This window comes from Propioniciclava sp. MC1683 (assembly GCF_014164675.1).
Taxonomy (GTDB): Bacteria; Actinomycetota; Actinomycetes; order Propionibacteriales; family Propionibacteriaceae; genus Propioniciclava.
Genome location: NZ_JACJFX010000020.1, coordinates 47,270 through 58,562, shown reverse-complemented (window position 1 = coordinate 58,562; position 11,293 = coordinate 47,270). Strand labels below are relative to the sequence as shown.

13 protein-coding genes are annotated in these 11,293 nt (G+C 72.1%); all 13 read right to left on the bottom strand.

Annotated elements, in window-relative coordinates:
• Window positions 1-203: 203 nt before the first annotated feature.
• Window positions 204-1,430: a glycoside hydrolase family 3 protein gene (locus tag H5397_RS12115; RefSeq protein WP_182817722.1), complete on the bottom strand. Its 1,227-nt coding sequence runs from the start codon at window positions 1,428-1,430 to the stop codon at window positions 204-206.
• Entirely contained in the window at window positions 1,427-2,818 is a 1,392-nt protein-coding gene (locus H5397_RS12110; protein WP_182817721.1) for a mycothione reductase, read from the bottom strand. The genes H5397_RS12115 and H5397_RS12110 overlap by 4 nt, the downstream gene beginning before the upstream one ends.
• 37 nt (window positions 2,819-2,855) lie before the next feature.
• Window positions 2,856-3,776 carry a c-type cytochrome biogenesis protein CcsB gene (gene ccsB / locus H5397_RS12105; RefSeq protein WP_182817719.1) on the bottom strand — a complete coding sequence of 307 codons (921 nt, stop codon included), beginning with the start codon at window positions 3,774-3,776 and terminating at the stop codon, window positions 2,856-2,858.
• Window positions 3,773-5,290: a cytochrome c biogenesis protein ResB gene (locus tag H5397_RS12100; RefSeq protein WP_220492232.1), complete on the bottom strand. Its 1,518-nt coding sequence runs from the start codon at window positions 5,288-5,290 to the stop codon at window positions 3,773-3,775. Before H5397_RS12100 ends, ccsB begins: the two co-directional genes overlap by 4 nt.
• Entirely contained in the window at window positions 5,290-6,009 is a 720-nt protein-coding gene (locus tag H5397_RS12095; protein ID WP_220492242.1) for a cytochrome c biogenesis CcdA family protein, read from the bottom strand. The genes H5397_RS12100 and H5397_RS12095 overlap by 1 nt, the downstream gene beginning before the upstream one ends.
• Window positions 6,010-6,056: 47 nt before the next feature.
• Window positions 6,057-6,623, bottom strand: coding sequence for a TlpA disulfide reductase family protein (locus tag H5397_RS12090; protein WP_220492241.1), 567 nt, complete (start codon window positions 6,621-6,623; stop codon window positions 6,057-6,059).
• A gap of 11 nt (window positions 6,624-6,634) precedes the next feature.
• Window positions 6,635-7,285 (bottom strand): histidine phosphatase family protein, encoded by a 651-nt coding sequence (locus H5397_RS12085; protein ID WP_182817715.1) that lies wholly within the window; start codon window positions 7,283-7,285, stop codon window positions 6,635-6,637.
• Between the two features lie 18 nt (window positions 7,286-7,303).
• Window positions 7,304-7,528 carry a glutaredoxin family protein gene (locus tag H5397_RS12080; RefSeq protein ID WP_309224358.1) on the bottom strand — a complete coding sequence of 75 codons (225 nt, stop codon included), beginning with the start codon at window positions 7,526-7,528 and terminating at the stop codon, window positions 7,304-7,306.
• Window positions 7,529-7,562: 34 nt separating this feature from the next.
• Entirely contained in the window at window positions 7,563-7,664 is a 102-nt protein-coding gene (locus H5397_RS12075) for a 30S ribosomal protein bS22 (protein WP_002550589.1), read from the bottom strand.
• A gap of 124 nt (window positions 7,665-7,788) precedes the next feature.
• Window positions 7,789-8,592 carry a pyrroline-5-carboxylate reductase gene (gene proC / locus H5397_RS12070; protein WP_182817713.1) on the bottom strand — a complete coding sequence of 268 codons (804 nt, stop codon included), beginning with the start codon at window positions 8,590-8,592 and terminating at the stop codon, window positions 7,789-7,791.
• Complete coding sequence (locus tag H5397_RS12065; RefSeq protein ID WP_182817728.1) at window positions 8,589-9,623, bottom strand: aspartate-semialdehyde dehydrogenase; 1,035 nt, start codon at window positions 9,621-9,623, stop codon at window positions 8,589-8,591. The genes proC and H5397_RS12065 overlap by 4 nt, the downstream gene beginning before the upstream one ends.
• A 52-nt stretch (window positions 9,624-9,675) precedes the next feature.
• Window positions 9,676-10,437 carry a CPBP family intramembrane glutamic endopeptidase gene (locus H5397_RS12060; RefSeq protein ID WP_309224357.1) on the bottom strand — a complete coding sequence of 254 codons (762 nt, stop codon included), beginning with the start codon at window positions 10,435-10,437 and terminating at the stop codon, window positions 9,676-9,678.
• A complete protein-coding gene (locus tag H5397_RS12055) occupies window positions 10,434-11,267 on the bottom strand; it encodes a sugar phosphate isomerase/epimerase (protein ID WP_309224356.1) in 834 nt (277 codons plus the stop codon). Before H5397_RS12055 ends, H5397_RS12060 begins: the two co-directional genes overlap by 4 nt.
• Between the last annotated feature and the right edge of the window lie 26 nt (window positions 11,268-11,293).

Genomic DNA, 11,293 nt, shown 5'->3' with positions numbered 1-11,293 from the left:
CGGCGAACAACGCGTCCGGGAACAGGCGGTGCCGGTGCTCGGCCAAGAACCGGAACACGCTGCCAGCCGGCAACAAATGCCCCGCCAGCGACTCCACGTCCAACACATCCCGCTGCGGACTCGACTCACCCTGCACAACCCAACAATTCCAGCCAGCTGCCGGTCAGTCCCGTGGGCACGCGGACAGATTGTTCAGCAGGCTCCTAGCCGACCACGACCTCGCAGGCGGCCAGGCCGAACTGCGACTTCAGCGCGAGCACCCGGCCGGCGGACTCGGCCACCCGGGCCGCCAGGTCGGCGTCGTCGGCGGCGGCCGCCGCGAGCCCGTCCACCATCGCCTCCGCGGGGGCCACGTCGACGGCCACCGCCAGGTCCCCACCCGCCCGCACGAACCGGACGGCCCGCTCCCGGGCCGGCACGTCGGCCACGGCCTTGGCCACGCCGAGGTCGTCGCTGGCGATCACGCCGGTGTACCCCAGGTCGTCGCGCAGGATCGACAGCACGGCGGGGCTGAAGGCGGCCGGGGCGTCCGCGTCGATGAGGGGGTACCACGCGGTCGCGACCATGACGGTCTCGACCCCGGCGGCGATCGCGCGCCGGTAGGGCTCGAGCGAGGCGGCGTCCCGGGTCGTCACGTCGTCGACGACCTTCGTGGCGAAGTCGGTGTTGCCGACCACCTCGCCCAGGTTCGGGAAGTGCTTGACCGAGGCCGCGATCCCGCCGCGCTGGAACCCGGTCACCACGGCCTCGACGTTGGCGGCCACCTGCTCGGGGGTGGTGCCGTAGCCGCGGCCGATCTTGCCGATCGGCTCGTTCGTCCCGACCTTGGCGGCGGGCACCACGTCGGCGACGGGCGCGAAGTCGAGGTGGACGCCGGCCTTCGCCATCTCCGCGCCCCACGTCTGCGCCGCCGCGGACAGCTCGGCCGGGTCCAGCTTCGCCTGCTCGGCCGCCGACGGCATGTCGGTGAAACCGGGCCCCTTCAGCCGGCGGACGAGCCCACCCTCCTGGTCCACGGCGACGAGCACCTGGCCCTTGCCTGCCGCCTGGATGGCGTCGGTGCGCTGCCTGGTGCCGGCCACGCCGTGCGTGGTGTTGCCCATCAGGATCGCCGACCCGAACCCATACTCCTCGAGCGCCGCCGCCTCGGCCGCGTCGAGTTCCCCGTGGATGCCGACCATGACGAGCTGCGCGGCCTGCGCGCGCAGGTCCAGGGAACCGGCCAGGTCGGCGCACGTGGTCACGCCGGCCGTGGCGGACGGGGACGACGTCCCCGTCGCACCGGACGCCACGGGCGTGGGCCCGGCGGTCACCGCGGCCGTGGGCCCGTCGACCGGTCCCGTGGGGGTGGGCCCCGTTCCCGGCTGCACCTGGGCGCACCCGACGAGTGCCAGGGCGAGGACGCCGGCGGCCAGGCCGCGGCGCCTCACTGGTCGATCCCGAGCGAGAGCAACGCGTTCTCGACGACCTCGGTCAGCGCCGGGTGGATCCAGTACTGCCCGCGCGCCATCTGCTGCACGGTCAGCCCGGTGGCCATGGCCTGGATCACGGGCTGGATCAGCGTGGAGGCCTGCGGGCCGATGATGTGCCCGCCCAGGAGCAGGCCGGTCTCGCGGTCGGCGACGAGCTTCACGCAGCTGGCGGTGTCCTCCATCGCCCAGCCGTAGGCGGTCGTGGAGTACTCCTGCACGGCGACGGCGACCTGCTCGCCACAGGCGAGCGCCTCGGCCTCGGTCATGCCCACCGAGGCCACCTGCGGGTGGCCGAACACGGCGTGCGGGATCGCGGCGTGGTTCGCCGTGATAGGTGCGTCGGGGTGGAGCAGGTTGTGCTGGACGACGCGGGCCTCGTGGTTGGCGACGTGCTTGAGCATCCACGGCGAGGACACGTCCCCGAGCGCGTACACGCCCTCGACCGAGGTGCGCTGCCAGGCGTCGACCAGCACGAAGCCGGCCTCGTCCAGCGCGATGCCGCCGGCGCGCACGTCCAACCGGTCGCTGTTGGGGCGGCGGCCGGTGGCCACGAGCAGGACGTCGGCCTCGACCACCCGCTCGGCCCCCGAGCTGTCGCTGACGTGCACGCGGACGCCGTCCTCGCCGGTCTCCACGCGGCGGGTGGCGTGGCCCAGCAGCAGGGTCATGTCGCGGCCCGCGGCCTCGGTGTAGCGCCGGGAGATCTCCTCGTCCTCGTGGCGCAGCATCCGGTCACCGCGCACGACCCCCGTCACCTGCGACCCGAAGGCGCTGAACACGTGGGCGAACTCGGCGGCGATGAAGCCGCCGCCGATGATGGCCAGCCGGCGCGGGACGTCGTCGATCCGCATGATGGTGTCGGAGTTGTGCACCCGGCCCGACGACCAGGCCTCGTCGAGGCCCTCGATCGAGGCCGGCGAGGTGCAGCGCGAGCCGGCGGCGATCACGATCAGGGGGGCGGTGATCCGCTCGCCGGCGACCTCGAGCTCGCGTTCGGCCACGAAGCGCGCGGTGTCGCGGTACAGGGTGACGTTGGACGCCTGCGCCCGCCACGCCTCGCCCCCGGTGGAGATGGGGTCGATCCGCCCGAAGATGCGGTCGCGGACCGTCGCCCAGTCGGCCGTCGGCTGCGGGGCGTCCACGCCGATCGCGGCGGCGGCGCCGGGCGCGCGCAGGTGGTCGGCGGGCAGCACGAACATCTTGGTGGGGATGCAGCCGTAGTTGAGGCAGGTGCCGCCGAAGCGGGCGCCGTCGTCGATCAGGGCCACGTCCCAGTCGGCGAAGCGCTCGTCGACGATGGAGTTGCCGGAGCCGGAGCCGATGACGATCAGGTCGAAGGTACGCACGGCGTTCAGTCTCCCAGATCGCCGCGCGACCCCGCGGTCAGATGCCGGCGTAGCTGTGCAGGCCGACGGTCAGCAGGTTGACGCCGATGAAGTTGAACCAGAACGTCACCACGCCGAGCACGGCGAGCCAGGCGGCGCGGGTGCCCTTCCAGCCGGCGGTCACGCGGGCGTGCAGGTAGGCGGCGTAGACGACCCAGGTCACCAGCGACCAGGTCTCCTTCGGGTCCCAGCCCCAGAAGCGGCCCCACGCGTAGTCGGCCCAGACGGCGCCGGCGAGGATCGTGAACGTCCACAGCGGGAAGGCGAAGCGGTGCACCCGGAACGAGAAGTCGTCCAGCGCGGCGGCCTTCGGCAGGCGGGCGAGGTAGCCGCCGACGGCTCCCTTGCGCTCGGCCCGGTCGCGGATCAGGTAGAGGATCGCAGCGATCGCGCCCACGTTGAAGGCGGCGCCGGCGATGGCGGCGGCGACGATGTGGATGATGAACCACACCGAGTGCAGGGCTGGCACGAGCGGGGCGATCGCGACGTAGAAGACGGTCACGGCCAGCCCCTGGCCCACCGACAGCAGCAGGGTGACGGGCAGGCCCAGCCACGACCAGCCGCGGCGCCACACGAGCACGAGGTAGAACACCACGGCGAACGCGAGCGAGCTGGTGATGAACTCGTACATGTTGCCCCACGGCCAGCGGCCCGCCGCCAGCCCGCGCAGGACGACGCCGGCGATGTGCGAACCGGCGCCGACGACGGTCAGCGCGACGCCGATGCGGCCGAACAGGCTCACCCGGTACTCGTTCTCGGCGGGGGCGGCCACCTCGGGTCCGCCGGCCCCGACGAGCACCTGCTCGCGGTCGGTGGCCGGCTTGCGGGCGGAGGCCCACTCGATCGCGTGGGCGGTCATCGCCAGCAGGTAGATCACCGCCGACAACACCATCGGCAGGCTCGAGTACGCCTCGGTCATGGGGCCACCTCCTGGGTCAGGGCTGCATCGGCCAGTCCGGCGGACGCCGCGAGTTCGGCCACGTCGTCGGCCAGTCCCACCGATGATTCTGCCCGATCGAGGCCGCCGGCCTCGACCCGGAGTCCATCGGCGGTCTCCGTCGCCCGTAGCCACAGGCGTCGCGGACGCACGTACATGCTCAGCATCATGCCCAGCACCGAGAGCAGCACCGAGCCGATCACGAGCCACAGGCCGGGCTCGTTGGAGACCTGGAGCTTCGTCCAGCGCCGCCAGTCGTCGAACGACAGGCTGGACCCGTCGGGCAGGTCGATGACCTGGCCGGGCGCGATCCGGAAGGTCACGACGTTGCCGTCGGGCGTCCGCATCTGCTCCAGGCCGTCCTTGGTGAGGGAGTACACGCTCTCGGGGCGTCCGGTCTCCTCGCGGACCGGGCCGGTCCACACGTTGACGAACAGTTCGGGGGCGAGGGCGTCCGGGAACACCGAGCGCGGCCCCATCTCGTCGACGATGGCGGTGGGCAGGAAGAAGCCCTCGAAGCCCAGGTAGTTGGGCCGGGCGTCGGGGGCCTTGATCACCCCGAGCGAGGTGAAGTTGCCGTCCTGGGGCAGGAACACCACCGGGCCCGAGTAGGCCGTGTTGCCCTGGGCGTCGGTCACGGTGACCACCGGCGCGTAGCCGTGGCCGATCAGGTGCACCTGCGTGCCGTCGACCACGAGCGGGTGGTTGACCTCGATGCGGGCGGTCTCGGTGGAGCCGTCGCCGTGGGCGACCCGAACGTCGGCCTCGAACACCCGCGCGGCGCCGCGCTGGACCTCGCCGGTCTCGAACTTGGCGGTGAAGGAGTCGACCCAGATCGTGAAGGGCTGGAGGTTCGCCGGGCGGAACGCGCCGCCGGCGCTGAAGTCGTCGTACTGGGTGAGGCTGTTGCTGAACGCCTGGCCCTCGACGACGATGACCTCGCCCTTGTAGGCCCACAGGGTGTTCCACGCGACGCCGACGAGCATGAGGGCGAAGCTGAGGTGGAACAGGATGTTGCCGAACTCGCGCAGGTAGCCGCGCTCAGCGGCCACGGAGTCCCCGTCGCGCCGGGTGCGGAACCGCTTGGCCTTCAGGACGCCCTCGGCGGCGGTCAGCGCCTCGTCGGCCGAGAGGGCCGAGGTGCCCGCGACGCTGGCGGGGAGGCGTCCGAGCACCTTGGGCGTGCGGGGCGGCGGCTGGCGCAGGGCCTTGGCGTAGACCTGGATGCGGGGAACGATGCAGCCGATGAGCGACACGGTGAGCAGCAGGTAGACCGCGGCGAACCACGGGGAGCCGTAGACGTCGAACAGGCCCAGGGCCTCGTACAGGTCGGCGACGGCCGGGTTGGCGGTCTTCCAGTCGTTGACGCGGATCGGCGCGACCGGACGCTGCGGGAGCAGCGAGCCGGGGATCGCCACGAGGGCGAGCACGAGCAGCAGGATCAACGCCGTGCGCATCGACGTGAGCTGCGCCCAGAACAACCTCACCAACGCCATCAGATCAACACCCCGTACGCCGAGACCCACTGCCGGACGATGCCCATGAGGTGGTCCCACAGGCCGGTGACGAGCAGGACGCCCACCGCCACCATCACGCCGCCGCCGAGCTTCTGCAGCAGCCCCTGGTGGCGCCTCACCCACTCCATGGTGCCCGCGAACCGGTCGAAGGCCAGCCCCGCGACGAGGAACGGGACGCCCAGGCCCAGCGCGTAGGCCAGCGCGAGCACGGCGCCGCGCAGGGCGGTGCCCTCGTTGAGCGCCAGCGTCAGCACCACCGACAGGGTCGGGCCGATGCAGGGCGTCCAGCCCAGGCCGAACACGATGCCGAGCAGGGGCGCGGCGGCCAGCCCGACCGCCGGGGCGGTGCCGCCGCCGACGCGCCAGGTGCCCTGCCCGAACCGGATCACCCCGGCGAAGACCAGGCCCAGCGCGATGGCGACGATGCCGATCGCGATCGAGATCGCGCGGCTCCACGTGAACAGCAGGCTGCCGAGGCCGCCGAACAGGGCGCCCGTCGAGACGAAGACGAGCGCGAACCCGGCGACGAACAGGCTGGTGCCCAGCAGGATGCGGCCGCGGTGGCCGTCGGCGCGGGCGACGTCGGACGCCGCGAGCCCGGTCGCGTACGACAGGTAGCCCGGCAGCAGGGGCAGCACGCACGGGGAGAAGAAGGAGACGACCCCGGCGACGACCGCGACGGGCAGGGCCAGCAGCATGGAGCCGCCGGCCGCGGCCGCGAACCAGTCACCGAGGTCGAGGGGCGTCACTTCCCGGCCGCCACGTCGTCGACCAGGCCGCGGATCGTGGCCTCGGTGGTCTCGCCCAGGACGCGGGCGGCGACGCGGCCCTCGGCGTCCACCACGATCGTGCTGGGGATCGCGCTCGGCGGCAACTGGGTGCCGAACTTGAGCAACTCGCGGCCGTCGGGGTCGAACACGCTCGGGAACGTCACCCCGAACGCGCGGGTGAAGGCGAGGGCCGGCTCCTGCGACAGGTCGCGGGTGTTGATGCCGACGAACTGCGCCGTGTCTGCGGTGGCTCGCGCGGCCGCCTCGAGGGCGGGGGCCTCCTTGCGGCAGGGCGCGCACCAGGAGCCCCACACGTTGTAGACGATGACCTTGCCCGACAGGTCGGCCGAGTCGAAGGACCCACCGCCGAGCAGCTCGCCGGTGACCTGCGGGGCGGGCTCGCGCTCGGCGACGGGCACGACGGTCAGCGAGCCGTCCCCGCCGACGAAGCCGCCCTCGGCGCTCGGGCCGGACGCGCACCCGGCCAGGAGGACGGACGCCGCAAGCGCGGCCAGCAGCCGCACGGACCGGTGTCGACGCAGGGTCACCCGCCTCACATCCCGGGCCGGAACATCTTCTGGTTGACCGGGTACAGGTCGGCGCACGGCTCGGCGTACTCGACCTTGACCACGCGGCCGTCCAGGTAGTGGAAGCTCGTCACCGAGGCCAGGCGGCACTGGCGGTTGGCCGGGTTGTGCACGAAACTGCGGCCCTCGGCGTCCAGGCGGGCGATGTAGATGGGCAGCTGGTGGGCCACGACGAGCGCCTGCCCGCCCTGGGGCACGGACGCCGCCATGTCGCCCAGCGCGGCGCGCATGCGGGCCGCGATCAGCCGGTAGGGCTCGCCCCAGCTCGGCCGCATGGGGTTGCGGAAGTGCCACCAGTTGGCCGGGTTGAGCAGCTTCTGGTTGTACCGGCCGAAGGTGCGGCCCTCGAAGTGGTTGGCCGCCTCGATGACCCGCGGCTCCTCGGTGATGTCGAGGTCGGGGTGGCGGGCGGCGATCGGCGCCAGGGTCTCCTTGGCGCGCTGCAGCGGCGAGACGTAGAGCCTGTCGAGCGGGGTCTCGGCGAAGTACTCGCCCAGCCGCTCGGCCATCTGCCGGCCCAGGTCGCTCAGCCCGTAGCCGGGGGCGCGGCCGTACAGGATGTGCTCAGGATTCTGCACCTGTCCGTGACGGCAGACGTGGACGATCGTGGGCTGCATGGTGGTAAGGATAGGCGCTCAGGCGAGCGCGGCGGCGAAGCGGTCGGCGTCGAGGAACCACTGGGCGTGCTGCACCCCGTCGACGAAGGTGACCGGCACGTGGTCGGTGTACTGCGCCCGGAGCTCGGGGTCGGAATCGACGTCGACGGCCTGCCAAGGAACATCGCGTTCCCGGCAGACCGTCTCGATGACTGCGATCGCGTCGTCGCAGAGGTGGCACCCCTGACGGGTCAGGACCACCACGCGGGTGCCCGGAAGCGTCATGGGCCGCCGAAGATCACTTGCCAGCGCGGCGGCGCTGGATACGCGTCTTCTTCAGCAGCTTGCGGTGCTTCTTCTTCGCCATCCGCTTGCGACGCTTCTTGATGACCGAACCCACGTGTGTTTCTCCTCTGCACGCCCCCAGACCTTGGAGGCGGGGAACTCTTGATGGTGTGCGCGCCCGCACGGGGCCCGCAAGGACAGCATCCTACTCGCTGTGCCGGTACCGGCCAAACGGTGGCTCAGCCGCGGCCCAGTTCGGCCGAGCGGTCGCGCGCGGCCTCCATGGCGGCCATGAAGGCGGCCTTGACCGAGCGTTCCTCGAGGTGGCGCAGCGCCGCGGCGGTGGTGCCGGCCGGCGAGGTGACCATCTCGCGGAGCAGGTTGGGGTGCTGCTCGGACTCCACCAGCAGCTTGGCCGACCCGAACATCGTCTGGTTGACCAGCTTGGTGGAGATGTCGCGGGGCAGGCCGAGCATGACGCCGGCGTCGATCATTGCCTCCACGACGAAGAACAGGTAGGCCGGGCCGGAGCCGGAGATGGCGGTCACGGCGTCCTGGTACTTCTCGGGGACGACCACCGCCTGCCCGACCGCCTCCATGATGTGGACGGCCTTCTCGAGGTCGACCTCGGCGGCGTGGACGCCCGCGGAGACCGCGGCCATGCCCTCGGAGACCTGGGCGGGCGTGTTCGGCATGACCCGGACGACGGGGGTGCCCTCGGGCAGTCCCACCTCGAGCTGGGCGGTGGTGACGCCGGCGCACAGCGACACGAGCAGCGCGCCCTCGGCCAGGTGCGGGGCGATGGCGGGCAGCAGGTCGGCGACGTCCTGGGGCTTGACGACCAGCAGCACCGTGTCGGCCCCGTCGACGGCGTCGGCGGGCGACTCCACGCACCGGACGCCGTAGCACCCCTCCAGCTCCTGCCGGCGGGACTCGCGGCGGTCGGCCCCCACGATCGAGGTGGGCGCCCACCCGGCGCGCAGCAGCCCGGCGAGCAGGGTCTCCCCCATCACGCCGGTGCCGATGAGGGCGGTGTGGCTCACTTGCGGCCGGCCAGGATCTCGGCGACCTGGATCGCGTTCAGCGCGGCGCCCTTGCGGAGGTTGTCGCCGCTCAGGAAGAGCACGAGGCCGCGCTTGCCGGGGACGCCCTGGTCCTGGCGGATGCGGCCCACGAACACGTCGTCGGCGCCGGCCGCCACCCGCGGCTGGGGCACCTCGGCCAGCTGGACGCCCGGGGCGTTGGCCAGCAGCTCGGTCGCCTGCTCGGGGGTGATGTCGCGCTCGAACTCGGCGTGCACGGCCAGGCTGTGGCCGGAGAAGACCGGGACGCGCACGCAGGTGCCGGACACCAGCAGCTCGGGCAGGTGCAGGATCTTGCGGGACTCGTTGCGGAGCTTCTGCTCCTCGTCGGTCTCGCCGGAGCCGTCGGCGACGATCGAGCCGGCGATGGCGACCACGTTGTAGGCGATCGGCGCCACGTAGGGGGCGGTGTCGCCGGCCTCGACGGCCGAGCCGTCCAGCGCCAGCGGGCGCGGGTCCTCGATGGCGGCGACCTGGTCGGCCAGCGCCTCGACGCCCTTGACGCCCGAGCCGGAGACGGCCTGGTAGGTGGCCACCGTGAGGCGCGTCAGGCCGGCGGCGTCGTGCAGCGGCTTGATGACCGGCATCGCGGCCATCGTGGTGCAGTTCGGGTTGGCGATGATGCCCTTGGGCGGGTTGATCGCGTCCTCGGGGTTGACCTCGCTGACGACCAGCGGCACGTCGTCGTCCTTGCGCCAGGCCGACGAGTTGTCGACGACGGTCGCGCCGAGCGCGGCGACCTTCGGGGCGTACTCGCGCGACATGGTGGCGCCGGCCGACATCAGGGCGATGTCGAGGCCGCTGAGGTCGGCGGTGGCGGTGTCCTCGACGGTCACGTCCTTGCCCTTGAACGGGATGGTCCTGCCGGCCGACTTGGCCGAGCTGAAGAACCGCACCTCGTCGAGGGGGAAGTCGCGCTCCTCCAGGAGGGCACGCATGACCTGACCGACCTGACCGGTCGCACCGAAGACTCCAACACGCATGGGGGCCATCCTACGGCGGGGCCCCCGGGCCGCCGCGAGGCGTCCCACGGTGTTGCCTCGGTCAGAACCAGTCGGTGTACGGCGCGACGAGGGCGTAGCCGATGAAGCTGACCAGGTCAAGGATGACGTGCGCCACCACGAGCGGCATCACGCGGCCCCAGCGCCTGTACATCCAGCCGAAGACCAGGCCCATCACGATGTTGCCCACGAAGCCGCCGAAGCCCTGGTACAGGTGGTACGCCCCGCGGATCACCGCGCTCACGGCGATGGCGACCCACGGGCCCATCCGCATCTGCTCGAACCGCTTCAGGACGAAGCCGAGCATGACGACCTCCTCCAGCAGGCCGTTCATCAGCGAGTAGCCGACCAGGACCGGGATCGTCCACCAGTTCGCGGCCAGGTTGGCCGGGGCCACGTTGGTGTTGAAGCCGAGCTCGCGCGCGGCGAAGTAGAAGGCCAGGCCGGGGATGCCGATGACCGCCGCGGCCAGGAAGCCGCGGCCCAGGTCGAAGCCCGGACGCCGCAGGTCGAAGCCGATCCCCGCCCGGTCACCGGTGAGCTTGAGCAGGTACAGCGAGAGCAGCATCGGCACGAGCGGGAAGGCGATGCCGGCCAGCTGGTAGGCCAGGTCGAGCCAGCTGCGGTCGGGCGTAACCGAGTTGTTCATCGACGTGGTCTGCTGGTTGAGCGGGACGTCGCGGGTCAGCTTCTCGATGATCGACAGCAGCGAGTAGACCGCGCTCTGGCCCAGCGAGACGCCCAGCACCAGCAGCACCTCGGTCAGGGGGCGTGCCGGGGACGCCGCGGGTGCGGCCGAGCTCACCGCACCACCCGGACGGTCAGCGCCTCGCGGCTCCACGCGAGGGCGCGGGCCAGGGCCTCCTCACGGGCCGAGCGGGACCCGATCGAGCGGGTGTTCAGCTCGAGGACGACGTGGCCGGCGAACCCGCGGGCGGCGAGCGTGGCGAGCACCTTGTGCGCGTCCTGGTCACCCTCGCCCGGGAACAGGTGGGAGTCGGCGATCGAGCCGTCACCGTCGGTGAGGTGCACGTGGGTCAGGCGCTCGCCCCAGGCGTCGACCAGGTCGAGCGACTTCTGCTTCGACGTCGACGCGTGCGACAGGTCGAGGGTGAGGTGGTCGTAGTCGCGCTCCGTCGGGTCCCACCCCGGCGAGTAGGCGCGCACCTCGGTGCCGCGGGGGCCGCGCCAGGGGAACATGTTCTCGACCGCGAAGATGATGCCCGTGGTGCGCTCGAGGCGGCGGACCCCCTCGATGAACCCCTGCGCGTAGGAGCGCTGCCAGCGGAACGGCGGGTGCACGACGACCGAGTCGGCCCCGAGCCGGTGGGCGGCGAGAGCCGAGCGCTCGAGCTTCTCCCACGGGTCGTTGCCCCACGTGCCCTGCGTGACCAGCAGGGTCGGGGCGTGGATCGAGAGGACGTCGACGCCGTGGTACTCGCGCAGCTGCACGAGGGCGTCCACGTCGCGGCTCACCGGGTCGATGCCGACCATCACCTCGACGCCGTCGTAGCCCAACCGGCTCGCCAGCTCGAAGCAGCTGGCCGTGGACTCGGGGTAAACCGACGAGGTCGACAGGCCAACCCTGGGCGTGCGACCGGCCTCCGGTCCGGGCCAGGCTGGGTTCCCACTCACCGTCACAGCATAGGCATGCCTTCCCT

Excerpts from the sequence above, each read along its gene's own strand:
- H5397_RS12085 (WP_182817715.1), bottom strand. The coding sequence starts at position 7,285 with ATGCAGCCCACGATCGTCCACGTCTGCCGTCACGGACAGGTGCAGAAT.
- H5397_RS12095 (WP_220492242.1), bottom strand. The coding sequence starts at position 6,009 with ATGCTGCTGGCCCTGCCCGTCGCGGTCGTCGCCGGGGTCGTCTCCTTC.
- H5397_RS12065 (WP_182817728.1), bottom strand. The coding sequence starts at position 9,623 with ATGGCCCCCATGCGTGTTGGAGTCTTCGGTGCGACCGGTCAGGTCGGT.
- H5397_RS12100 (WP_220492232.1), bottom strand. The coding sequence starts at position 5,290 with ATGGCGTTGGTGAGGTTGTTCTGGGCGCAGCTCACGTCGATGCGCACG.
- ccsB (WP_182817719.1), bottom strand. The coding sequence starts at position 3,776 with ATGACCGAGGCGTACTCGAGCCTGCCGATGGTGTTGTCGGCGGTGATC.